The organism is Haemophilus sp. oral taxon 036, assembly GCF_002998595.1.
Taxonomy (GTDB): domain Bacteria; phylum Pseudomonadota; class Gammaproteobacteria; order Enterobacterales; family Pasteurellaceae; genus Haemophilus; species Haemophilus haemolyticus_K.
The window spans coordinates 1,140,845-1,166,813 of the sequence record NZ_CP027235.1; the positions used below are offsets into that span (position 1 = coordinate 1,140,845).

Annotated in this window: 18 protein-coding genes and 2 pseudogenes; 14 read left to right on the forward strand and 6 right to left on the reverse strand. The window is 36.4% G+C overall.

Annotated elements, in window-relative coordinates; genetic code table 11:
• The first annotated feature begins 104 nt into the window (after positions 1-104).
• The 13 genes and pseudogenes from glnA (at position 105) to wbaP (ending at position 14,774) form a co-directional block, all read left to right on the forward strand.
• Positions 105-1,523, forward strand: a complete 1,419-nt coding sequence (gene glnA, locus C3V42_RS05570) for a glutamate--ammonia ligase (RefSeq protein ID WP_106013935.1) — start codon at positions 105-107, stop codon at positions 1,521-1,523.
• 124 nt (positions 1,524-1,647) lie between these two features.
• The gene (gene rffG / locus C3V42_RS05575; protein WP_106014316.1) at positions 1,648-2,712 is read left to right on the forward strand and encodes a dTDP-glucose 4,6-dehydratase; all 1,065 of its coding nucleotides are present in this window, start codon (positions 1,648-1,650) and stop codon (positions 2,710-2,712) included.
• Positions 2,713-2,784: 72 nt separating this feature from the next.
• On the forward strand, positions 2,785-3,657 hold the full coding sequence (gene rfbA, locus C3V42_RS05580; RefSeq protein ID WP_106013936.1) for a glucose-1-phosphate thymidylyltransferase RfbA: 873 nt from the start codon (positions 2,785-2,787) through the stop codon (positions 3,655-3,657).
• 1 nt (position 3,658) lies between these two features.
• Positions 3,659-4,537 (forward strand): dTDP-4-dehydrorhamnose reductase, encoded by an 879-nt coding sequence (gene rfbD, locus C3V42_RS05585; RefSeq protein ID WP_106013937.1) that lies wholly within the window; start codon positions 3,659-3,661, stop codon positions 4,535-4,537.
• A gap of 12 nt (positions 4,538-4,549) precedes the next feature.
• Positions 4,550-5,125, forward strand: coding sequence for a GTP pyrophosphokinase (locus tag C3V42_RS05590; protein ID WP_106013938.1), 576 nt, complete (start codon positions 4,550-4,552; stop codon positions 5,123-5,125).
• Positions 5,122-5,664, forward strand: coding sequence for a dTDP-4-dehydrorhamnose 3,5-epimerase (gene rfbC, locus C3V42_RS05595; RefSeq protein WP_106013939.1), 543 nt, complete (start codon positions 5,122-5,124; stop codon positions 5,662-5,664). The genes C3V42_RS05590 and rfbC overlap by 4 nt, the downstream gene beginning before the upstream one ends.
• A gap of 11 nt (positions 5,665-5,675) precedes the next feature.
• Entirely contained in the window at positions 5,676-6,461 is a 786-nt protein-coding gene (locus C3V42_RS05600) for an ABC transporter permease (RefSeq protein ID WP_106013940.1), read from the forward strand.
• 6 nt (positions 6,462-6,467) lie between these two features.
• Positions 6,468-7,202 carry an ABC transporter ATP-binding protein gene (locus tag C3V42_RS05605; RefSeq protein ID WP_106013941.1) on the forward strand — a complete coding sequence of 245 codons (735 nt, stop codon included), beginning with the start codon at positions 6,468-6,470 and terminating at the stop codon, positions 7,200-7,202.
• A gap of 14 nt (positions 7,203-7,216) precedes the next feature.
• On the forward strand, positions 7,217-9,973 hold the full coding sequence (locus C3V42_RS05610; protein ID WP_106013942.1) for a glycosyltransferase: 2,757 nt from the start codon (positions 7,217-7,219) through the stop codon (positions 9,971-9,973).
• A complete protein-coding gene (locus C3V42_RS05615) occupies positions 9,973-11,565 on the forward strand; it encodes an LTA synthase family protein (protein WP_106013943.1) in 1,593 nt (530 codons plus the stop codon). The genes C3V42_RS05610 and C3V42_RS05615 overlap by 1 nt, the downstream gene beginning before the upstream one ends.
• Positions 11,566-11,569: 4 nt before the next feature.
• Complete coding sequence (locus tag C3V42_RS05620; RefSeq protein WP_106014317.1) at positions 11,570-12,430, forward strand: glycosyltransferase family 2 protein; 861 nt, start codon at positions 11,570-11,572, stop codon at positions 12,428-12,430.
• Between the two features lie 7 nt (positions 12,431-12,437).
• Positions 12,438-13,355, forward strand: a complete 918-nt coding sequence (locus C3V42_RS05625) for a glycosyltransferase (protein ID WP_106013944.1) — start codon at positions 12,438-12,440, stop codon at positions 13,353-13,355.
• A gap of 1 nt (position 13,356) precedes the next feature.
• A pseudogene (wbaP, locus tag C3V42_RS05630) lies at positions 13,357-14,774 on the forward strand (undecaprenyl-phosphate galactose phosphotransferase WbaP).
• A gap of 180 nt (positions 14,775-14,954) precedes the next feature.
• On the opposite strand, the pseudogene hrpA reads toward wbaP, so the two are convergent.
• The 3 genes and pseudogenes from hrpA to C3V42_RS05645 all read right to left on the reverse strand — a co-directional run bounded on the left by hrpA (position 14,955) and on the right by C3V42_RS05645 (position 19,689).
• Positions 14,955-18,865: pseudogene (gene hrpA / locus C3V42_RS05635) on the reverse strand (ATP-dependent RNA helicase HrpA).
• Positions 18,862-19,236, reverse strand: a complete 375-nt coding sequence (locus C3V42_RS05640; RefSeq protein ID WP_106013945.1) for a DUF423 domain-containing protein — start codon at positions 19,234-19,236, stop codon at positions 18,862-18,864. The pseudogene hrpA and the gene C3V42_RS05640 overlap by 4 nt, the downstream one beginning before the upstream one ends.
• Positions 19,237-19,689, reverse strand: coding sequence for a DUF441 domain-containing protein (locus C3V42_RS05645; RefSeq protein WP_106013946.1), 453 nt, complete (start codon positions 19,687-19,689; stop codon positions 19,237-19,239). It abuts the gene before it with no gap.
• 132 nt (positions 19,690-19,821) lie between these two features.
• Between C3V42_RS05645 and C3V42_RS05650 the strand changes: the two genes are divergently transcribed.
• A complete protein-coding gene (locus tag C3V42_RS05650; protein WP_106014318.1) occupies positions 19,822-21,684 on the forward strand; it encodes a monovalent cation:proton antiporter-2 (CPA2) family protein in 1,863 nt (620 codons plus the stop codon).
• Between the two features lie 79 nt (positions 21,685-21,763).
• Here the strand turns inward: C3V42_RS05650 and tal are convergent, their stop codons facing one another.
• The 3 genes from tal to tkt form a co-directional block, all read right to left on the reverse strand.
• Positions 21,764-22,717: a transaldolase gene (tal, locus tag C3V42_RS05655; protein ID WP_065265422.1), complete on the reverse strand. Its 954-nt coding sequence runs from the start codon at positions 22,715-22,717 to the stop codon at positions 21,764-21,766.
• Between the two features lie 123 nt (positions 22,718-22,840).
• On the reverse strand, positions 22,841-23,707 hold the full coding sequence (locus C3V42_RS05660; RefSeq protein ID WP_106013947.1) for a DUF535 family protein: 867 nt from the start codon (positions 23,705-23,707) through the stop codon (positions 22,841-22,843).
• A gap of 158 nt (positions 23,708-23,865) precedes the next feature.
• Complete coding sequence (gene tkt / locus C3V42_RS05665; protein ID WP_106013948.1) at positions 23,866-25,863, reverse strand: transketolase; 1,998 nt, start codon at positions 25,861-25,863, stop codon at positions 23,866-23,868.
• Between the last annotated feature and the right edge of the window lie 106 nt (positions 25,864-25,969).

A 25,969-nucleotide genomic window follows, 5' to 3' on the forward strand; every position in this document is an offset into this window, starting at 1 on the left:
GCTATGCTGGTTGATAAAATAAATCCCATGAAAAAAGCAAGTGGTTGCGTTATAATACTCTTTTAATTTTTATAAAGATTATATAGCAAAATAGAGGACTCCTTATGCCAAATGCAAATGTAATTGCCAACGTATTCAAACTGATCGAAGAGAACGATATTAAGTTCGTGCTACTTCGCTTCACTGACATTAAAGGTAAAGAACACGGCGTTTCCATCCCGGTTAGTCTTGTCGATGAAGATATGTTTGAAGATGGCAAAATGTTCGATGGCTCTTCTGTTGAAGGTTGGAAAACCATTAACAAAGCCGATATGCTTTTAATGCCAATTGCTGAGACAGCAGTAGTCGATCCATTTGCGCAGATCCCAACACTTTCAATTCGTTGTAGCGTTTATGAGCCAACAACCATGCAAAGCTATGATCGTGATCCGCGTTCAATCGCTATTCGTGCAGAAAACTATATGCGTTCAACAGGCGTTGCAGATCAGGCATTCTTTGGTCCAGAACCAGAGTTCTTCTTATTTGATGATGTGCGTTTTGATGTATCAATGAACCGTGCTTCTTTCGCCATTGATGACATTGAAGCCGCTTGGAACACCAATAAAAAATATGAAGGTGGTAACAATGCTTATCGTCCATTGAAGAAAGGTGGTTATTGTGCGGTAGCTCCAATTGATACGGCTCATGATATTCGTTCTAAAATGTGTTTGATTTTAGAAGAGATGGGCTTAGTCATCGAAGCTCATCACCACGAAGTGGCAACCTCGGGTCAAAACGAAATTGCAACTAGATTCAATAGTTTAACCTTAAAAGCGGATGAAACGCAAATCTATAAATACGTGGTACAAAACGTTGCACTAGAACACGGTAAAACCGCTTGCTTTATGCCGAAACCAATCACAGGTGATAATGGTTCAGGCATGCACTGTAATATGTCATTAAGCAAAGATGGTAAAAATATTTTCCAAGGTGATAAATATGCCGGCCTTTCTGAAACCGCGCTTTATTACATCGGCGGTATCATTAAGCACGCTAAAGCATTAAATGCCTTCACCAACCCAAGCACTAACTCATATAAACGTTTAGTGCCAGGTTTTGAAGCGCCAGTGTTGTTGGCTTACTCTGCAAGCAACCGTTCTGCTTCAATCCGTATCCCGGCAGTAACCAGCCCGAAAGCAATCCGTATTGAAGCGCGTTTCCCAGATCCATTGGCAAACCCATATTTAGCATTTGCTGCATTATTAATGGCAGGTCTTGATGGTGTGGTGAATAAAATTCATCCAGGCGATGCAATGGATAAAAATCTTTACGATCTTCCACCTGAAGAATTAAAAGATATTCCAGCAGTCGCGAGCTCGCTAGAAGAAGCATTGAATTCATTAGAAAAAGATTATGAATTTTTAACGCAAGGTGGGGTGTTTACTAAAGACTTTATCGAAGCATTTATTAATATTAAACGTAAAGAAGTAGAGCGTTTAAATATGACGCCACATCCAGTTGAGTTTGAGATGTATTATTCTTAATTAATATTAATAAAAGGATTTCATTAATACAGGAAGTGCGGCTAATATTAGCCGCATTTTTATTGTGAATTATTCTATTTAATATATAATGCCGCAAATTTTTAAACTTTGAGAAAATATGAATATGAGTAAAAAAATTCTTATTACCGGTGGTGCAGGTTTTATTGGTTCTGCGTTGGTTCGTCATATTATTGACAATACACAAGATAGTGTTGTGAATGTCGATAAACTTACTTATGCTGGAAACTTAGAATCTTTAGAATCAGTGGAAAATAATCCTCGTTATACATTTGAAAAGGTAGATATTTGTGATGCAAGGGCGTTAGCTAATGTATTTGAACAGCATCAACCTGATGCAGTGATGCATTTAGCGGCAGAAAGTCATGTTGATCGTTCTATTGATGGTCCTGCTGCCTTTATCGAAACTAATATTGTGGGAACTTATACCCTATTAGAAGCGGCTCGAGCTTATTGGAATTCTTTAAATGATGAGAAAAAAGCGACATTCCGTTTTCACCACATTTCAACAGATGAGGTATATGGTGATTTAGAAGGCACTGATGATTTGTTCACTGAAACTACACCTTATGCTCCTAGCAGTCCTTATTCAGCATCTAAAGCTTCAAGTGATCACTTAGTTCGTGCATGGTTACGTACTTATGGTTTACCAACGATTGTGACTAACTGCTCAAATAACTATGGTCCATTCCACTTTCCCGAAAAACTTATTCCATTAATGATTTTAAATGCACTAGATGGAAAATCATTACCTGTTTATGGAAATGGTCAACAAATTCGTGACTGGTTATTTGTAGAAGATCATGCTCGTGCATTATATAAAGTAGTAACCGAAGGAGAAGTAGGAGAAACATACAATATTGGTGGGCATAACGAGAAAGCAAATATTGATGTAGTACTTACTATTTGTAGTTTATTAGAAGAACTAGTGCCAAATAAACCAGCAGGTGTAGCGAAATACGAAGATTTAATCACTTATGTGAAAGATCGACCAGGTCACGATGTGCGCTATGCGATTGATGCAGCTAAAATTGGACGTGAATTAGGCTGGAAACCACAAGAAACCTTTGAATCAGGCATCCGCAAAACAGTGGAATGGTACTTAAACAATAAAAAATGGTGGAGTCGCGTATTAGATGGCTCATATAATCGCGAACGTTTAGGTAATTAATTATTAACAAGCGGTGAGATTTTTATATTACAAAAATCTAAGAAATACCCCGCTCTTTTGAAAGGTATCCTTATGAAAGGTATTATTCTCGCAGGCGGCTCTGGTACTCGCCTTTATCCCATTACTCGAGGAGTGTCTAAGCAACTATTGCCTGTTTATGACAAACCGATGATTTACTATCCACTTTCAGTATTAATGTTGGCAGGCATTCGAGATATTCTTATTATTACTACCCCAGAAGATAATGAAAGTTTCAAGCGCTTGTTAGGTGATGGTCGTGATTTCGGGGTGAATTTACAATACGCAATTCAACCAAGCCCAGATGGTTTAGCTCAAGCATTTCTTATTGGTGAAGAGTTTATCAAGGGTGATAGCTGTTGCTTAGTATTGGGCGATAACATTTTCTACGGCCAACACTTTAGTCAAATGTTGCAAGAGGCAGTTAAACAGCCCCACGGTGCCACAGTATTTGGATATTTAGTGAAAGATCCAGAGCGCTTTGGCGTGGTGGAATTTGATGAAAACTTCAAAGCGGTTTCGATTGAAGAAAAACCAGTTCAACCAAAATCAAATTATGCCGTAACAGGTTTATATTTTTATGATAACCGCGTGGTGGAATTTGCAAAACAAGTGAAGCCATCAGCGCGTGGAGAATTGGAGATTACTACTCTTAACGAAATGTATTTAAATGATGGATCACTCAATGTGCAATTGCTCGGGCGTGGTTTTGCTTGGTTAGATACCGGTACACATGAAAGTCTTCACGAGGCAGCTTCTTTTGTTCGTACTATTGAGAATGTACAAGGATTACAAGTTGCATGTTTAGAAGAAATTGCTTGGCATAATGGCTGGCTTACCTCGGAACAAGTAGAGCAATTGGCTAGACCTATGGAAAAAAATGAATATGGGCAATACTTACTCCGATTAATCAAAAAGGATAAATAGCATGGCAAAATTTTTGATTACAGGAGCAAGAGGGCAGGTAGGCTATTGCTTAACCCAACAATTACAAGGCAAGCACGATATTCTTGCCGTAGACCGTGATGAATTAGACATCACTGACCAAAGTGCGGTGCAACAAGCGGTCGAAAAATTCCACCCAGATGTGATTATCAATGCAGCTGCACATACGGCAGTAGATCGTGCGGAAACGGAAATTGAGCTTTCAGAATCGATTAACGTGAAAGGTCCACAATACTTAGCTGAAGCGGCTAATTCTGTTGGCGCTGTTATTCTCCACATTTCAACTGACTATGTGTTTGATGGTCAACGATCAGGCAAATATAAAGAAAGTGATACCACCGATCCACAAGGGGTTTACGGCAGAACTAAACTTGAAGGTGAGCGAGCAGTTGCAGCGGCTAACGACAAATTTATCGTCCTTCGCACCGCTTGGGTATTTGGTGAACATGGCAATAACTTTGTCAAAACGATGTTACGTTTAGCAAAAACTCGCGATACATTAGGCGTCGTAGCAGACCAAATTGGTGGACCGACTTACGCAGGTGATATTGCGCGTGTTTTAATCCAAATCGCTGAAAAAATTATCAATGGCGAAACTGTTGAATACGGTGTTTATCACTTCACTGGAGAGCCTTATGTCAGCTGGTGCGAGTTTGCCAAAGCGATTTTTGCTGAAGCTATTTCGCAAAACGTATTAGAAAAATCACCGCTTGTGAATGCTATTACCACAGCTGATTACCCAACACCAGCCAAACGTCCAGCAAATTCTTGCTTAGATTTAACTAAAATCCAACAAGTGTTCGGCATTCAACCAAGCGATTGGCAAACTGCATTGAAAAACATTAAGGCATATACAGAATAAAAAAGGGAAAATATGCTTGAGAAAATAGAGCGTTTAATTAATGAAATCAATAAAGTTCATCTTGCTTTTTCAAAAGATTATTTTGAAACAGATAAAATTGAGAAAGTTAATTTAAAACATACGCTGGCAAAAGTGCCTGTTGAGCATATTTTATCTTACCGCTTAAATTTACACGAATCGATTAATGATTATTTATATCGTGCAGATTTATATGATGTACCTTACTTTTACCGAGTAAAAACATCAGAATCTATTTTAGATAAAATTGAACGATTCAAACAACGTAGTGAAGGCTATCCAGTTAATAGCATTTTAAATGATATTTTTGGCGCGAGAATTATTGTTTCTTCTAAAGACATTGGTCAAGTGATGGAGCAATTAGATAATTGGAAAGAAAAATATGGCTTAAAAAATTGGTATTTACGCGATAAAGATGAATATGTAGGCATTCATATTTATTTCAAAAATGCCAGCAACTTTTATTATCCTTGGGAATTGCAAGTTTGGGATAAGAAAGACGCCGAAAAAAACATTCAAAGCCACCGAAAATATAAACGTAATTTTGTAAAAAATAAGGATTCTCAATGAAAATTATTGACACCAAAATTCCCGATGTAAAATTATTAGAACCACAAGTGTTTGGCGATGAACGAGGTTTCTTTATGGAAACCTTTCGGGACGAATGGTTTAAACAAAACATAGCAGACCGCACCTTCGTGCAAGAAAACCATTCAAAATCAGCGAAAGGCGTATTGCGCGGGTTACATTATCAAACCGAGAATACGCAAGGCAAATTGGTGCGCGTTGTTTCTGGTGCAGTGTTTGATGTAGCAGTAGATATGCGCAAAAGCTCTCCAACTTTCGGGCAATGGGTCGGTGAGATCTTGTCTGAAGAAAACAAACGTCAGTTATGGGTGCCTGAAGGTTTTGCCCACGGTTTTTATGTATTAACCGATGAGGCTGAATTTACTTATAAATGTACGGATTACTATAATCCAAAAGCAGAACATTCGCTCATTTGGAATGATGAAACTGTCGGCATTGAATGGCCGCTTGAGGGGACGCCAAGTTTATCTGCTAAGGATTTATCAGGGAAGGTGTTAGCTGAAGCGATGAAATTTAAATAGGTTTTACTATTATGAATAAAAATAATTATTTATTTGAGTTATTTAATTATAGAGAATTATTAAATCAGTTAGTTATAAAGGATATTAAATTAAAATATAGAAGAAGCTATCTAGGATATATATGGAGTATATTAAATCCATTACTCATGATGTTTGTATTAGTGATTGTTTTTTCTAACTTATTTAAGTTTGATATACCTAATTTTGCTGTTTACTTATTAACTGGTCAAGTTATATTTGGGTTTATTGCTGAAGCTACATCTATGGCAGTCAACTCAATTACAAGTAATGCATCTTTATTAAAGAAAACTTATGTTCCAAAGTATATATTTACAATTGCAAAAGTAACTAGTTCATTGGTTAACTTATTATTCTCATTAGTAGCTTTAGTTTTAGTAATGATTTTTACTCAAGTTGAACCTACTTTGAATATCTTGTGGTTCCCAATTGTTATATTACAAGTTTATATTTTTGGTTTAGGTATTAGTTTAATACTCGCTGCAATGGCTGTTTTCTTTAGAGATATTCAGTATTTATGGGGAGTATTTATATCTATTTGGATGTACTTAACACCAATTATTTATCCTATTTCTATTATCCCTAAAGAGTATTTATGGGCTTATCAGAATTTTAATCCTATGTATAGTTATGTTCAACAATTTAGGAGCGTAGTTTTAGAAGGTTCATCATTGCCAATAGATCTATTAATTCAAGGAACAATATGGAGCCTTGTTGTTTTAGTGTTAGGGATTCTAATTTTTAAAAGAAAACAAGAAGAGTTTATTTTATTTATCTAAGAAACTATGAGTGATTATATTATAAATATTAATAATGCTAGTGTAAGATTTAATAAAGCATCTGAAAATATAACAGGCTTGAAAGAGTATATTATTAAACTAGTAAAAGATGAGCTAATGTTCCAAGAATTTTTTGCATTAAAAGATATTAATTTCAAGGTAAAACGTGGAGAATCTTGGGGACTAATAGGAAATAATGGTTCTGGGAAATCAACCTTATTAAAATTAATTAGTGGAATATTAAAACCATATCAGGGAACTATTACAATATCTGGTCAGATTTCACCGCTAATTGAATTGGGTGCAGGATTTGATCCTGAATTAACTGCCAGAGAAAATATTTATTTAAATGGGGCCCTTTTAGGGTACAGTAGAAAATTTATTCATAGCAATTTTAATAAGATAGTAGATTTTGCAGAACTACAGGATTTTTTGGATATTCCTATTAAAAACTTCTCATCAGGAATGTCGGCTAGACTAGGATTTGCTATTGCGACTGTAGAAAAACCAGATATTCTCATTGTTGATGAAGTGTTAGCTGTGGGAGATATAGGCTTCCAACAAAAATGTAAAGCAAAAATGGAAGAGCTTCTGAGTGGTGGGACAACATTATTATTTGTGTCCCATTCTATTGAACAAGTGAAAGAGCTTTGCCAATATGCTATATGGTTAGATAAAGGTGAAATCAAAGCTATGGGGAACATTTCGGAAGTATCTTCTGCCTATCTTTCAAGTGTTTAATTTTTGGGGAAATAATGAACAATTTTGAATTTAGAAATCTAGTTAAAGAGAATCAAAAACTAAAATATGAGCTATCTTCTCTTTCTAAAGACTCTAAGAAAACTCAACAAGAGCTAAAAGATGAAATTAATAAGTTACGAGAAATTAATGCATTTTTTCATGAGAAAATTCAAGAATTAGAAAAAATAATTTCTTTAATGGAGAATAGTCGTTCTTGGAAGATGACTAAAAATGCCCGGAATATAGGTGATAAATTAAGAAAAATTAAAAGAATTTATCAATTGTTTCCTGTTGCGATTAAAAGTAAAGGAGGGGTTATTAGTTTTAGTAAATTATTCTATTCAAAAATTAAGCAAGGTGGGATAAAAAATTTAAGGTATTCAATACAGACTTTTATAAATCATAATCAGGCTCAACATATTCCAACTATAACTGGAAATCATAAAGAAAATATTGATTTTTTATTTAATGTTAATAAGAATCCAAATGATATCTTTAATACTACAGTAGTCATTATAGCGGAAATGAGTATACCACAATGTACCAAATATCGCGTTACCCAGAAAAAAGAATTATTTGAATCTTTAGGAATTAAATGTGAAGTAGTATCTTGGACTGATTATTTTAAAGCAAAGCATTTATTATCATTAAGTAGTCTAGCTATATTCTATCGGGTTCCTGCTTACGATAGCGTTATGTCATTAATTGGAGAATGCAAACGTTTAGGAATTAGAACATTTTGGGAGGTTGATGATCTTATTTTTGACACTAGAGTATTGGAAAATAGTCGTACAATAAATTCCTTAGATAGCAATACTATATCCTCACTATTAGAAGGAGCTAGATTATATAGAGAAGCAATGATAGCCTGTGGCGAAGGAATTGCATCAACTCCTGGATTAGCTCAGGAAATGATAAACGCTGGTTTGAAAAATGCCTATATTATTGAAAATGCACTAGATCTTCAAACACTCAACACAGCAACAGCAATTACAAGTCAATCAGTGAAATCAGAGCCTGATAAATTAATTAGGATTGTTTATGGTTCAGGTACTTCTACACATAATATTGATTTCGAAGAAGCTGCCCCTAGTTTGGCTCGTATTTTGAAGGAAAATAAAGATGTTATCTTTAGGATTATTGGTATTCTAGATTTACCTGATTATTTTAATGGATTAGAGTCTCAAATTGAGCGTATAGGTTTTTGTCAATATGATGAGTATTTAAGATATTTATCTGAATGTGATATTAGTATTGCACCACTAGAGAATTATATATTTAACGAATCAAAAAGTAATATTAAGTATATTGAAGCTTCTATTGTAAAAGTTGCTTCTATTTCTTCTCCATTAAGTGCTTTTACATCTGTTATCACAAATGGGGAAAATGGGCTTATTGCTAAAACTCAAGATGAATGGTATCAAGGTTTTAGTAAACTGATTAATGATAAAAAGTACCGTTTAGAACTTTCAGATGCAGCTTATAAAAATGTATTACAACATTATGAACCATCTCAGATTGCTAAACAGTTGAAAGTATTATTACCTAAACAGGTTAAAAAGCAAAGAAAACGACTTATTTCATTTAATGTATTTTATCGTCCACGCTCTTTTGGTGGAGCAACTATAGTTGCTGAACAAATTAATGATTTAATTGTTCAAGATCAAGATTATGAAGTTTTTGTTGTTACTACGTTACCTCAAACAAGTTATTTACAGCCATATAGTGTCATGCGATATGAGTTAAATGGTACAACAATTTTTGGAATTTGTGTGCCTAATGAGGCCATGGAACAATATGAGAATAAGAATGTTTATAATGTTATTTCTGATATTCTTGATCTTGTAGATCCAGATATTGCACATATTCACTGTATTCAAGGTTTGGGTGTAGGAGCGTTAGATGCTTGTACTCAACGTAATATAAAGACAGTGGTGACATTACATGATGCTTGGTGGATTTGTCCTCGTCAATTTATGATTAAAGGTAATGGTAAATTTTGTAATCAATATAAAATTGATCGGAAAGAATGTATTAAATGTATTAATAGTACATCAGAATATTTATATCGAAGTAATACCTTATTAAATAGTTTAAATAAGGCTAATATTTTACTTGCACCAAGTAAGTATTTTACAGATTTATATGAAACCAATTTAGGAAGAAAAGTATTTCATAATAAAAATGGAATTAAAGTGCCTAAACTACAATTACCGAAATTTAGAAACAAACTCATTAGATTTGGTTATGTAGGCGGCAGAACTAATATTAAAGGAATTCATCTAATTCTAGAAGCATTTAAAAAATATCAATTTAAAAATGCTGAATTAATTGTTGTCGATAATCTTCTGAATTTGGGGCAGAAATCTTATCCAGAAAGTGATTTTGATGGTATCGCTAACTATGAAATTCTTCCAGCATATACACAAGATAATATTGATGACTTCTTTAATTCTATTGATGTGCTGTTGTTTCCAACACAATGGAAAGAAAGTTTTGGTTTAACTGTTCGAGAAGCTATTATTAGAGATGTTTGGGTAATTACAACAGACGCTGGTGGACCAGTAGAAGATATAATTGAAGGGGTTAATGGTAATATTATTCCTTTTGCTAGTGACTATAAAGTATTAGCAAAAGCAATCCAAAAAACTATTGATTTATATATGGAGAAAGATCTTGATGATGAAATAGTGCTAAAAAAAGAACATATTGCAACATTTAAAGAACAGAAAAATGAGTTGATTAGTATTATACAAGGAGACGATGAGTGATGTTAAATATTATACCTTTTTTATATTCAAGTGTTTTTACTCTTATTCTATTTTTTATATATTCTTTAGAATATAGTTTTATACCCTATGTTATTGGGGAGCTTTTGATATTCTATTTAGCATCAATATCTTTTAGAGGGCGAATTTTACGTTCTATTTTATGGCTTATTGGTATTAATATTGTATCATTACAAGTTATATCTATAATATCCACTGGTGACTATATACTGCCTTTAACTTTCTCAAATTTAAATGCTTTTAGATCTGTAGGCGGGGGGGCTCTAACAAAGTTTTTACTTGTTTATTCTTTATATCTAATTTCTTTTATTTTATTATTTTTTACATCAAGAAAAATAGCAAAAGTATTCATCTTGCCAACTTTTCTCTTATTTTTGCTTAATGGACCAACTTATAATTTGTTAAAATCTTTATTTGATTATTATAGACAGGAGAGTTTTGTTTCTAAGTTTGATAAGTCTATTCTTGATAAATATTATAAGAAGGATATTGTTTTTAATAGTGATAAATCTAATCTTCTTGGTAAGACAAATGTAAGAAATGTTATTATTATTTTTATGGAGGGAACATCTGCTATAATCCCCGAGTATAAATTAGGTGATACTTATATTATGCCAAATTTTAATAAGTTATTAAGTAACTCTTTTAGTGTTGAAAATTTCTTTAACCATACAGCAGCAACTTATAGAGGTCTAAGAGGTCAGCTAAGTTCATCTTATCAACTTAGAGGGGGATTCTATATAGAGGATCGCAATAAAGGTATCGGGCAAATGTCAAATAGTGATATTGTAGCTAAGTATAGTAATGGTATTGTTACATTGCCCAAGATCTTAAATAGCGTTGGTTTTAATACTAGTTTTATCGTGAATGAACCCGCAACAGGGAACATGACAACTTATATTAAATCGTTAGGATTTAAAAAAGTTTATAGTAGTGAAGAATCTGGTTGGAATTCAAAAAATTCACTACCGGATAAATTGGCTTTTGATAGTCTAAAAAGAGTTGTATCTAATCAGGGGGCTGATAAACCATTTTTTATAGGTATTTATACAGCTGGGACGCATCATGGAATGGATAGTGATGATCTAAAATTCAAAGATGGTAAGAATCCTTATTATAATAAGTTTTATAATGCTGATGTTTGGCTAGGCGAGTTTGTTAATTGGTTCAAGAATAGTGAGTACTATAATAATACTCTTTTAATTATAACCGCTGATCATGCAACTTTTCCTGCTCCAGATTATAAAGAAAGCTTTAATACTGATGTTTCTCATTTTGTGGATCGTGTTCCACTAGTTATGATTGGCGCCGATATGCCAATAAAAAAATTTGATGCTGAAGGACGTACAAGTATAGATCTAACACCGACAGTGTTAGATCTACTGGATATTAATAAATTTGATAATTATTTTCTTGGATGTTCATTATTTGATAAGGGATGTAATTCTAAGTTCTCTCATTCTACTGCTATTGGACATGGGTTCTTTGATATTAGAAAAGAAAATGGTGTATATAAAGCAATTTTGACAGAACCAAATAGTGATATTATGGAATATTATAATATTAGTGAGTAAGTATATGATATATGCAGTAATTGTATGTTATGAACCAACTATAAATATTATAACCCTCATGAATTCTCTTATAGCTCAAGGAGTTTATCCCATAGTTATAGATAATTCAGAAAAATGTTTTATTGATATTTCTGTTAGTAAGTGTATTTATTATAAAGTTGGAGAGAATATAGGAATAGCTGCAGCGCAAAATATAGGTATTTCTATTGCGTTATCTAATGGCGCTAAAGCAATCGTTTTTTTTGATCAAGATTCCATGATTCCAGATAACTTGATTAGTACTCTATATTCTCCAATACTTGAAGGTAAGTCGAAAATATCTGTTCCAATTTATATAAATATAAAAGGTGATTTTTTTTATCAGATTGTAAAGTGTAATACTCTAGGTTTAAGAAAAAAGATAACCCCATATATAGGGATGAAAGACTTTCACACTAATATAGCTATTTCATCAGGTAGCATGGTTTCTGCTAATTTATTTGAAAATGTTGGATATATGGAAGAACGATTATTTATCGATCATGTTGATACAGAATGGTTTCTTCGAGCTGCAAGTAAAGGTTACAGAGCTTTGGTTGTAACTAATGCAATAATGGAGCATACCATTGGAGATAACTTTATTGATTTGAAAGTAATGAAGATTCCTGTTCATTCTCCGATTCGTAGGTATTATCGAGTGCGAAATGCTTTTCTTTTATTAAAATATAAGCATATTCCTAAGTTGTTAGCGCTGAGAGAGGTTCTGTTTTCATTTTTTCATCAATTTATTATTTTTATCTTTTCTAATAAAAAGAAAGCATATTTTTTATACTTCTGTAAGGCAATATGTGATGGTGTAAATAATAAAACAGGTAAAATAAATTAAATTAAATATGCGAATTCTCTTGGTTATTCCAACCTACAACGCAGGTAACCAATGGCGAGATTGGCTCGCAGCCTATCAATCCCAATCCTTAAAAGCTGATAAAGTAATTGTGATTGATTCTTCTTCTTCTTCTGATAATACGGTAAAATTAGCGGAAGAAGCAGGATTTTCAGTCTATTCTATTCCGCAATCGGTCTTTAACCATGGTAGAACGCGCAATCAAGCGGTCAAATTAGCAGAAAGTTCTGCAGATATTGTAGTGTTTATGACCCAAGATGCGATTTTGGCTTCGCCTGATGCATTAGCGAATTTGCTTGCACCTTTTGAAGAGCCTGAAGTGGCTGCCGTTTGTGGGAGACAGTTGCCACATTATAATGCAACACCGATAGCTGCTCATGCGCGTTATTTTAACTATCCATCTGAATCAAAAGTGAAATCACAGGCTGATATTTCCATACTTGGAATAAAGACAGCATTTATGTCAAATTCTTTTGCGGCTTATCGCCTATCCGTTTTTGAGGAATTAAGTGGATTTCCGGATAGTACTATTTTAGCGGAAGATATGTATTTAACGGCAAAAATGATCTTATCGGGGTATAAAGTTGCTTACTGCGCTGAGGCAACGGTATTTCACAGTCACAACTATACACTAAAACAAGAGTTTCAACGTTATTTTGATACAGGTGTATTTCAGCGTGATCAGGCATGGCTTCAACAAACCTTCGGTAAAGCTGTCTATGAGGGGAAAAAGTTCGTGCTTTCGGAATTAAAATTTCTATCTAAAAATGCACCGCACTTATTATCTAAAGCGCTATTATCAACGTTTGCCAAATGGATTGGTTTTAAATTAGGCTATTATTATGAAAGGTTGCCCTACCAATGGTGTAGACGGCTTAGTATGCATAAAGAATATTGGAATAAGTAATATGAATAAAACCAATTTTATTAAGTTTCTTCAGATTTCTGTAGATTTTTTTTCTTTTTTTATTTCCATTTTTTTAGCATTTATCCTCTTAATCGGATATAGGGGGCAGGAGAAAAATATTTTCCTTTGGATGAGTTTTCATCTTTTATTTTTATTCATTGTACTATAGGATTTTGTTGTGTTATTTGGTTTTGGATTCGTTTACGACATTATTCTTATCGGAAAACCTTTTGGCTTGAGTTAAAGGAGATATTTAGAACATTATTGATTTTTTTTGTTATTGAACTTGCTATTATTGCTTTTTCTCGTCTTTATGTTTCTCGTTATTTTTGGTCTATTACTTGGCTTTGTATTTTTATTTTAGTGCCATTAGGTCGAATTTTAATCAAATATTTACTCATTAAAAATGGATACTATCTAAAAGAAACCATTATTATTGGTAATGGTAAAAATGCAAAGGAAGTATTTGACGCATTAAATAATGAGCTATATTTAGGGTTTGATATTAAGTTGTTTGTAGCTACTGAAGAAAATGGTTCTACTTCTATTGAGGGCGTGCCAGTAGTGCGCCATAATCCTGAATTATTGATTAAACTAGTATCCCGAGAGTTTACGCAGTTTATTCTTGCTGTAGATGAAGAAAATAGAGAAAAACAGGATTTCTGGTTGCGTTATTTAATTCGAAAAGGTTGTCGCTCTATTTCTGTTATCCCTGATTTTAGAGGGATTCCACTTTATGGTACCGACATGTCTTTTTTATTTAGCCATGAAATGATGCTCTTCAGGGTGAACAATAATTTAGCAAAACGATCATCTCGACTTATTAAGAGGCTATTTGATATATTTGGCTCATTTTTTCTTCTTTTCTTATTATGTCCGTTTTGTATACCATTATATTTTCTTATTAAGAAAGATAGCGGTAAATTTATTTATGAACATTCAAGGATTGGTCAGCATAAAAAAGAATTCAAATGCTTGAAGTTTCGAACAATGGTGAATAACTCGGATAAAGTTTTAGAAAAAATTTTAGAAACAGATGAGAATGCTAGATTAGAGTGGGAAAAAGATTTTAAACTTAAAAATGATCCGCGTATTACACCAGTTGGAAGATGGTTAAGAGAGAGAAGTTTAGATGAACTGCCACAACTTTGGAATGTGTTAAAAGGTGAAATGAGTTTAGTCGGGCCTCGTCCAATTGTAAAAGAAGAATTACCTTACTATCAAGACGATGTGGATTATTACCTTATGGCGAAACCCGGAATGACAGGTTTATGGCAAGTAAGTGGAAGAAATAATGTGAGTTATGATACGCGAGTTTATTTTGATTCTTGGTATGTTAAAAATTGGTCTTTATGGAATGATATTGTGATTTTACTTAAAACAGTGAACGTTGTTTTGAATAAGACAGGTGCTTATTAGTAATACTTGGTCTAACTCATACGATTGATTTGTAACGATTCAAAATCTAGTTAGGTTAGATATGAAATAAATCATTTTAATCTACTATAAGGAAAAGTGTAGAATAATATCTGAGTAATAGATATATACTAAGAAGATATAATGATAGAAACGTATTCAAAATATTTCAGGTGTTTGTATTTATATTTCTCTCATTATATTCAAAATTCTCTTATCTGATATCTGATACTTCGTCCCTAATTGCTGCGCAAATAAGCTCACACGTAATTCCTCGATCATATAACGAATTTCCGCAACTTCATCAGAAATCGGTTTAGATTTCGGTAATTTGGCAAGAAGCTGCTGGTAGGCTTGTTGTACTTGTTCCACGCGTAGCATCGCTGCACGATCTCGATTCACATCTTGAGCCAGTTTATCAATACGTTTATCAACGGCTTGCAGATAACGCTGTAAATCTGGTAGACGATCGTAACCGCTCTTTTGCACAAAACCTTGATACACCAAGCCTGAAAGTTGTGATTTGATGTCGGACAATGCGAATGCCATAGTGAAATCCATTTTGCCTTTTAAACGTTGGTTTAAGGCATGGTTGAGGGAGAGAATTTGCTCCACTTTCTGCGCAATATCCACAGTCACTTCGTTAAGGTTTTCTCGAACAAAATCACGCAATTTTTCAAAACCGGCTTCATCCCATACAAAACCGCCAAAATCGGCAATCAGTTTATCTACGGCACAAGCGATACAATCATCGATCAAATCCAACACGCGACCGAATGGTGTAAAATACAGCCCCAATTTAGCTTTATTCGGCAATTTTTCATGCAGATATTTAATCGGTGACGGCACGTTGAGCAACAACAAGCGACGTAAACCTTGTTGCATTGCCACCGCTTGTTCAAATTCCGTTTCAAACAGTTTAATGCCCACCGCATCTTTTTCGTCCACAATGGCAGGAAAGGCTTTCACACTGAAACCGCTCTGTTTTTGTTCATAACACTGCGGCAGCTCGGCGAAACTCCAAATATGCAGTCCGCTTTGCTCAATACCATCGTCCGCCACGGCAGAAATGCTTTCTTGCACACGATCTTTTAAGCTAAATTTCAGCTCGTCTAAATTCATAGATTCGGCGATTTTCTTGCCGTTTTCATCCACCACACGGAAAGTCATTTTCAAATGGCTCGGGATTTGTTCCCAATTCCAATGTTCCGCTTCTACGGTGACGCCCGTCATGCGACGCAATTCATAAATCAGCGTATCCAATAACGGTTTTTCCAACGGCACGGCACGCCCTAAAAAGGCTTGGGCATAATTTGGTGCCGGAACAAAATTACGGCGATAAGATTTCGGCAAAGACTTAATCAGCGCAATCACCAGTTCTTCCCGCAAGCCCGGAATTTGCCAGTCAAAACCCGTCATTTCCACTTGATTGAGCAACGGCAACGGAATATGCACGGTCACGCCGTCCGCATCCGTACCCGGTTCAAATTGATAGGTCAGTTTGAGCTTTAAATTGCCTTGATGCCAGAAATTCGGGAAATCCAGCTTGCTCACTTGTTCCGCATCATCGTTAATCAAGAATGAGCGTTCAAAATTAAGCAATTCAGGATCTTTTTGCTGCGCCTTTTTCCACCAGGTATCAAAATGTTTTTGGGAAAACACTTCCGTACCAATACGCTGATCGTAAAATTCAAAAAGCGTGCGGTCATCCACCAAAATATCACGGCGGCGGCTTTTGTGTTCCAATTCCTCTACTTCTCGAACGAGTCGTTGATTTTCTTTGAAGAATTTATGTTTGGTATTCCAATCCCCTTCCACTAAGGCAGATTGAATAAAGATCTCGCGGCTTACCGTCGGATCAATAGAACCGTAATTCACTGGTCGTGCAGCCACAATCGGCACACCGTAAAGCGTGACTTTTTCATCGGCAATTACCGCCCCACGGGATTTCGACCAACGCGGTTCTGAATAGGATTTTTTAATTAGATGCTCGGCAAGTGGTTCGATCCATTCTGGCTCGATTTCCGCCACCATACGCCCCCATAGCTTGGAGGTTTCCACTAACTCTGCCGCCATCACCCATTTCGGTTGTTTTTTGAAAAGCACAGAATTGGGGAAAATCGCAAAATGGGCATTACGTGCGCCAAGATATTGTTGTTTTTCCGCTTCTTTTAGACCTATATGAGAAAGCAAACCGCTTAAAAGTGCGGTATGAATTTGCTGATATTCTGCTTTTTCGGAATTAATCGGCAAGCCCATTTCACGCACGGTTAAACGAATTTGATGATAAATATCCTGCCATTCACGAATACGTAAATAATTTAAGAAATCCTTTTGGCATTGACGGCGGAATTGGTTTTTCGTCAATGCTTTTTGCTGTTCTTGCACATAATTCCAGAGATTCAAGAACGCCAAGAAGTCCGATTTTTTATCGGCAAAGCGGCGATGTTTTTCATCGGAAGCCTGCTGTTTTTCTGTCGGACGTTCACGCGGATCTTGAATGGATAACGCCGAGATAATAATCATCGCTTCATAAACGCTGCCAAAATTGACCGCACTTAAGAGCATTTTAGCAAGGCGCGGATCAACAGGGAGTTGGGCAAGTTGGCGACCGATTGTTGTTAATCGACGTTTTTCACCTAATTTAGTTTGAATAGTTTCAAACGCCCCCAATTCTTCCAACAGTTTTATCCCATCTTGAATATGGCGTTTATCCGGCGCATCGACAAAAGGAAACGCTTCAATGTCATCCAAACCCAATGCTGTCATTTGCAAAATAACGGAAGCCAAATTGGTGCGTAGAATTTCAGGATCGGTAAACTCTGGACGAGAATTAAAATCCTCTTCCGAATATAAACGAATACAGATCCCTTCACTCACACGACCACAACGACCTTTACGCTGATTAGCTGATGCCTGTGAGATAGGTTCAATCGGTAAACGTTGTACTTTGGTGCGATAGCTATAACGGGAAATACGCGCGGTACCTGGGTCAATCACATATTTAATGCCAGGCACAGTCAATGAAGTTTCTGCGACGTTGGTCGCTAATACAATGCGATTTAAACCACTTGGATGGAAAATTTTATTTTGTTCTTGCGCAGACAAGCGAGCAAAGAGCGGTAGAATTTCCGTGTGTTTTAGATTTTGTTTTTGTAAAGCTTCGGCGGTATCACGAATTTCTCGCTCACCGTTCATAAAGATCAAAATATCGCCTCGACCTTCCGCTTGCAGTTCATCCACCGCATTGAGAATGCCTTGTAGCTGATCTTGATCGTCTTCTTCCACTACGGGACGATAACGCACTTCAACAGGATAGGTTCTGCCCGACACTTCGATAATCGGCGCGTTATTAAAATGTTTAGAAAAACGTTCCACATCAATGGTGGCGGAGGTGATAATGACTTTTAAGTCCGGACGACGTGGCAGAAGCTGTTTCAGATAACCGAGAATAAAATCGTTGTTCAAGCTACGTTCGTGTGCTTCATCAATAATCAGGCAGGAATATTGATTGAGGAAACGATCCGTTTGAATTTCAGCCAGCAAAATCCCGTCCGTCATCAACTTGATTTGGGTGTTATCGCTAATCAGATCGTTAAAACGAACCTTATAACCAACTAAACCGCCAAGCTCCGTTTCCAGTTCTTCCGCAATACGCGCAGCCACAGAACGCGCGGCAATACGGCGTGGTTGAGTATGACCAATCATGCCCAAATTGCCGAAACCTAATTCCAAACACATTTTCGGCAACTGCGTGGTTTTACCCGAACCGGTTTCCCCTGCCACCACAATGACCTGATGTTCAGAAAGCAGTTTTTGAATTTCTGCTTTGCGTTGGCTAACCGGCAAACTCTCTGGAAAAACAATCGGATGTTTAACCGCACTTTTACGATTTTTACACGTAATTGAGCCTGTTCAATCTGCAGTTGGATTTCAGCGGCAACAGCTTGTTGAGCCTCTTGGCTTTTAATTTTTCCAATACCATGAATGCGGGCGGATAAACGACGTTGATCCACCAACATGATGTCATTTAATTGAGAAAAAAGAAATTGTTGTAAAGGAGTTAATGTGTGTTTTACCGATCTGTTTTTCATAGCGATTTACTTTTGAAACTTCCGTAAGCTAAGCTAATCCATCCGATTAAAAATAAAGTCCCGCCAATAGGCGTAATCCACACGATTACATTGCTTGCTCCGAAAGCGAGGGCGTATAAACTTCCACTAAATAATAAGGTTCCAATTAACCAAGAAGACATGGATAATCGGGCGAATTTTTTGTCACGTAAAGCAGATAATGCAACGGCAAGTACTGTAATAGTATGGAACATTTGATATTTTAAACCCGTATCAATCCATGATAATGCTTTGGCTTCTAATACATGGCTTAAGCCATGAGCTGCAAATGCGCCTAGTGCGACGCAGAAGAATCCGCTTAAAGCGGCAAGAGTAAGGTATTTGTTTTTCATTTAAATTTTCCCTAAAAGTAAAGCTAATATACCTGCAGCAATAAGTGGACCAACGGGTATGCCACCAAAGAAAGATACGCCGATAACCGTACCAATCATAAGCCCTGTGACGAGAACGGGTTGATTTGTCATTAAGTCAACACCTTGGCCTGCAAGCCAGGCTACAAAAATACCAACGCCAATAGAGGAAAACATTTTCCAGTGAATAAAGGCAGAAAGTTCAGGCAATGGAATTTTCCCTGACACTAAAGGGCTGAGGACACCGAGGGTTAAAACCATAATTCCCAGTTTTAAACCATATTGATCGATCCAAGGAATATACTGTGATAAAAAAGTTTGCTGCATAATGAGCAAGACGGCAGCAGAAATTGTGATTGCGCTATTATGGCTGAGTAATCCGAGAATAATTAAAATCACCAATAATAAGGCGACGATATTAAATTGTAACGTCATAAGTAAAAGTGCGGTTAAAAGTGGTGAAGAATTATAGCAAGTTTAGATAATTGATGTGTTCTTTATTTCAATAAAACAGGCTAAAATACAAGCTACATTTCAGTTTTATTGAGCGTTTTTATGTCGAATACTATTGAGCATCTAGCTAACCATGAACTCATCAAAACCGTTATTTTACTCGCTTCCAGTGTAACCATTGTACCACTATTTAAACACCTTGGTCTTGGTAGTGTGTTAGGTTATTTGGTGGCTGGTTGTCTAATTGGGCCTTCTGTATTTGGCATAATTCAAGATCCTGCTGCAGTGGTGCATTTGGCTGAACTTGGTGTGGTAATGTTTTTATTTATTATTGGTCTTGAAATGCACCCTGAACGCCTTTGGGCAATGAGAAAAGCAATTTTTGTACGTGGTTTTTTGCAAGTGGGATGCTGTGGTGCATTACTTACTTTAGCTGGAATTTATTTGCTCGATTTACCAAAAGAAGTCGCGTTTATAGCAGGCATGGGATTTACACTTTCTTCAACTGCTATTGTGATGCAAACTTTGGAAGAACGTTGTATTACCAGCACATCTAAAGGTCAGCGAATTATTTCGACTTTAATTTTTGAAGATATTGCTATTGTACCATTATTGGCATCAGTGGCGTTTCTTGCGCCTCATTCTGAAGAAAGCACTCATACCGATTGGATGTCAATCGGCATAGCATTAGGCGCGGTAATCGGCTTGATTGTTGCGGGTAAATGGTTAATGAATCCGTTATTCCGATTAATTTCTAAAGCACATATTCGCGAGATGATGACAGCAGCCGCTTTATTAGTTGTACTTGGCGCGGCATTAGCCATGGAAATAGGTGGACTTTCAATGGCAATGGGGGCATTTGTAGCGGGCGTTATGCTGTCAGAGTCTTCGTTCCGCCATCAATTAGAAGCGGATATCGAGCCATTTCGTGGTTTATTGCTTGGCCTGTTTTTTATGGGCGTGGGTATGTCATTGGATTTGAGGTTAGTGTTTAATCACTGGTTATTACTACTCGGAATTGTATTCCTTTACATTATTGGCAAAGGGCTTTCCGTTTATGTCGTTGCCCGAATCACTCGCTTAGAACATAGAGAAGCAGTAGGAAGAATGTCACTCTTGGCGCACGGTGGTGAATTTGCTTTCGTACTTTTCTCTGCCGCAACAACAGCAGGCGTAATGAGCAACCATGAAAACGCTACTTTTACTGCAGCGGTAATTATTTCCATGTTGTTTTCTCCATTTATTACACAAATTACTCGTAAATTAGCGCAATGTGGAGAGAGAAAATCGGTGACTCAACCAGATACGAGCGATCTGTCGCCTATTGATGATTTAGAAGATAACGTGCTTGTAATTGGTTTTGGGCGTTTTAGCCAGATCGTATGTCAAACATTATTAATCCGTGGTATCAGCGTTTCAGTGATTGATCGTAATATAGAAAATATCCGTGCTGCGGCAAAATTTGGTTTTAAAGTCTATTATGGTGATGGTATTCGTTTGGATGTACTTTACGCCGCTGGAATTGAAAAAGCTAAATGTGTGGTGATTGGTATTAATGATACAGATCGCATTGAAACGATTGTGAGCCAACTTAAAGGGGCTTATCCAAACTTGCCGATTTTAACCCGCACTTATGATAGAAAAACGACCGTGAGCCTAATTAAGCAAGATGTGGATTTTATTGTGCGTGAAACTTTTGAATCCGCCATTGCGCTTAGCCAAGCAACATTGATGAAACTTGGCATTGATAAGATTGAGGCTGATGAAGTCATTAAAGAAGTGCGAGCATTGGATCAAGAACGTCTAAATGAGGAGGTTCTGCATGGTTTTTCTAATGAAATTGTGAAAAAGTATTGGACGCCAAAACCTTTTATTAAACCTCATGCTGATGCTCAGGCTTTAAATGATGAAACGGCAGAATTGTTAATCGATGAGGATGATTTACATCAAGACAGAGAAGAAACAATACAGAAATAATTTATTTTTAATTTTTCAATAAAAAACTCGCCATATATGGCGAGTTTTGACATAAAGATATGTTAGCACTTTCATGCAACTAAAGTTTTGCTGAAAGCATGGTTTCCAATTTTTCTTGATCAACAGCAAATTTACGAATACCATCTGCTAATTTTTCAACAGCCATAGCATCGCTGTTATGTTGCCAGTAGAACTCAGCTTCTGTTAATGGTTGTGGTTTCGCTTTTACTTCGCCTTTGTATTCTAGTTTGCGTACAAGTGCGGTTGAATTTTCTTGTAATTCTTTCAGTAATGCTGGAGCAATAGTTAAACGATCACAACCTGCAAGTTCAGTAATTTCACCTACATTACGGAAGCTTGCGCCCATCACAACGGTGTTGTAGCCATATTCTTTGTAGTAATTATAGATTTTGGTAACAGAAATAACACCTGGGTCTTCTGCTGGCGCATATTCTTTTTTATCGGAGTTTGCTTTGTACCAGTCTAAAATACGGCCTACGAATGGAGAAATTAAGTAAACGCCTGCTTCTGCACAAGCACGAGCTTGAGCTTCAGAGAATAATAAGGTTAAGTTACAGTTGATGCCTTCTTTTTCAAGGATTTCTGCAGCACGAATTCCTTGCCATGTTGATGCAATTTTGATCAGAATTCGATCATTTGAAATACCTGCAGCATTGTAAAGTGCAATTAATTTACGTGCTTTTTCAACTGTTGCTTGCGTGTCATAAGAAAGACGGGCATCCACTTCAGTAGAAATACGTCCTGGAACGATTTTTAAAATTTCTAAACCAATGTTTACCGCTAATTTATCTTCTGCATCAATGAGTTGTTGGGATTTGTCATTGCTTTGTGCTTTTGCATAAGAAACAGCTTCGTCAATAAGTGGTGAATATTGTGGTAGGGCAGATGCACTTAAAATTAAAGATGGGTTAGTTGTTGCATCTTGTGGTTGGTATTTTTTTATGGCCTCAATATCGCCAGTATCAGCAACCACAACGGTCATATTACGAAGTGAATCTAATTGAGTTGTCATCAGTCTCTCCTATTCAAATGAAATGGAATAAATAATCTCAGCTACGATAGCATAAATTTATGACGAAAAGGAAAAATTTTTCAATAGAAAAAATAGGTGCAGACATTGATCTGCACGGAAGATTTACATTTGAAGTTTATTTTTAAGTGTGGTTTCAATTTCATCTAACATAGCATAACGTTTACGATACATTGAGCGTTTTTTACTTGGAACATCGTCTAGGTTTGTATCTCTAATAAGAGGTAACATCCAATAATTTTTTCGTTCACCACCAGCTTCTGAAAATATGGCGTCATAATCAACCACAAAATGTTTACTTTGAACAAAGCGAGATTTGTTTTGGTATTTTTGAGGAATACCATAAAGTTTGTCATAGCCTAATATTTTTGTGAGCGATTTCATTATTTCAACCATTAGATAGGCTGGGCGTAATCCGTGGCAAGTTTTAGTGAGTTGTTTTACCATTTCTTTAGCGCCTTCAAAATTTGGGCCTTGCACAACAGAAATAAGCAATGCCTCCTCTAACTTCCCAAATGTGAGTAGATAAACTTCAGTATCAGTGGGTTTATAACGTAACTCTAATGTCCAAAAACCTTCCATTGGTTGGTGATTGCTTAGCATGAATAGCAATTCAAAATCAGGAATAATTTCACCAAAAGAAATTGGGGTTTCTAAAATAGAAGGAGATAGGTTTGATAATTTTTGTGGTACAAATAGAAAATTATCACAAATGGTTGATAAACGTTTTTGGGTATTGAAACGTTTATCTAAAAAACGATGAACTAAGGGATAGCTATAATTGGGACGTTGTGTTAGTAAGTTAATCAGAACTGGAGTTTGATTAACGAAGGCTTCAAATTTTTTTATTGTTTTCCAATGTAAGAGTGAACGAAGACGATAACGTAAACGTTTTGCTGCATAAGATTTATTAGGTCTATCAGGATAAATCAATTCGGCTTTAGGCCACTGATATAAGGTTGGTACAGTCATGTGGATTCCTTAAAAGTGCGGTCAAAAATAAACGATGAATACCGATCCGCAAAATGCAATGAATTCTGACATAATTTTGGAAATATTGCTATTTGATGTGAAGTTTAGGAAAATCAAAAGCGGCCAGCTTTTGCTGACCGCTTTTTATCATGAGGGAATTATAAAATCTCTTTCGCTTTCGCTACCACGTTTTCAACAGTGAAACCAAAGAGTTTGAATAATTGATCCGCTGGTGCTGATTCGCCGAAGCTATTCATGCCTACCACATGACCTTCAAAGCCAACGTATTTATACCAGAAGTCGGCAATACCCGCTTCAATCGCAACACGTTTGGTTACAGCTGTAGGTAATACGCTTTCACGGTACGCTGCATCTTGTTTATCGAAACGGTTAGTGCTTGGCATAGAAACGACACGTACTTTTTTACCTTCACCGGTTAATACATCCGCTGCTTTCACTGCTAATTCCACTTCAGAACCTGTTGCGATGAAAATTAATTCTGGTGTACCTTCGCAGTCTTTTAATACATAAGCACCACGTTTCACTGCATCTAATTGTGCAGAAGTGCGGTCCATTTGTGCTAAGTTTTGACGGGTAAAGATCAACGCACTTGGGCCATCTTGACGTTCAACCGCTTGTTGCCATGCGATGGCTGATTCCACTTGGTCACATGGGCGCCATGTTTCAAGGTTTGGAATTAAGCGTAGTGATGCAGTTTGCTCAACTGGTTGGTGAGTTGGACCATCTTCACCTAAACCGATAGAGTCGTGAGTATAAACGAATAATGAGCGTTGTTTCATTAATGAAGCCATACGTACTGCGTTGTGTGCATATTCGTAGAACATTAAGAAGGTTGCGCCGTAAGGAATGAAACCACCGTGTAAAGCAATACCATTCATAATCGCTGACATACCGAACTCACGAACACCATAATTGATATAGTTACCACCCACGTTTTCGTGTGCGCGAATTGGTTTAGAACCACTCCATAACGTTAAGTTAGAGCTTGCTAAGTCTGCAGAACCACCTAAGAATTCAGGTAACACATGAGCATATGCTTCGATTGCATTTTGTGATGCTTTACGGCTTGCAATGCTTGCTGGATTCGCTTGTAATTTTTCAATGAACGCTTTAGATTCAGCCGCCCAGTTTGCTGGTAATTCACCGTTTACACGACGTGTAAATTCTGCGGCAAGTTCTGGATATGCTTTAGCATAAGCGGCAAATTTTTCTTCCCAAGATTTTTCTGCTGCAGCGCCTTTTTCTTTTGCAGACCATTCAGCATAGTATTCAGCTGGAATTTCAAATGGTGCGTAATCCCAGTTTAAGGCTTTGCGGGTTAATGCAATTTCTTCATCGCCTAATGGTGCACCGTGACAATCATGTGACGCTGATTTATTTGGTGAACCGAAACCAATGATGGTTTTGCAAATAATTAAAGTTGGTTTTTCTTTTTCTGATTGTGCAAGTACAACAGCCTGACGAATTTGTTCAGCATCGTGGCCATCCACATTGCGGATTACTTGCCAGCCATAAGCTTCAAAGCGTGCTGCGGTATCATCGCTGAACCAACCGTCTACATGACCATCAATCGAAATGTTATTGTCATCGTAGAATGCGATTAATTTACCTAGACCTAAGGTTCCTGCTAAAGAGCAAGCCTCGTGAGAAATCCCTTCCATTAAACAGCCATCTCCTAAGAACACATAAGTGTGGTGATTAACGATTTCATGACCTTCACGGTTAAATTGGCCCGCTAAGGTTTTCTCAGCAATCGCCATCCCTACTGCATTAGTAATACCTTGTCCTAATGGACCTGTCGTGGTTTCAATACCAGGCGCATAACCATATTCTGGGTGGCCTGGAGTTTTAGAATGTAATTGACGGAATTGTTTTAAATCTTCGATAGAAAGATCATAGCCAGTTAAATGTAAAAGGCTATAAATCAACATAGAACCATGGCCGTTAGAAAGTACAAAACGATCTCGGTCAGCCCATTTAGGATTGGTTGGATTGTGTTTTAAAAAGTCACGCCATAATACTTCTGCAATATCCGCCATCCCCATTGGTGCACCAGGGTGACCAGATTTAGCTTTTTGCACAGCATCCATTGATAAGAAACGAATTGCATTGGCTAATTGTCTACGAGTTGCCATTTTGTTCTCCTGTTATAATTCGCTTTGAAAAAATAATCTTGCGCATTCTACCTTATTTCTGAAGGAAATTTAGCAAAAATCCGCACTCAATTTAATAGTTTGTGAC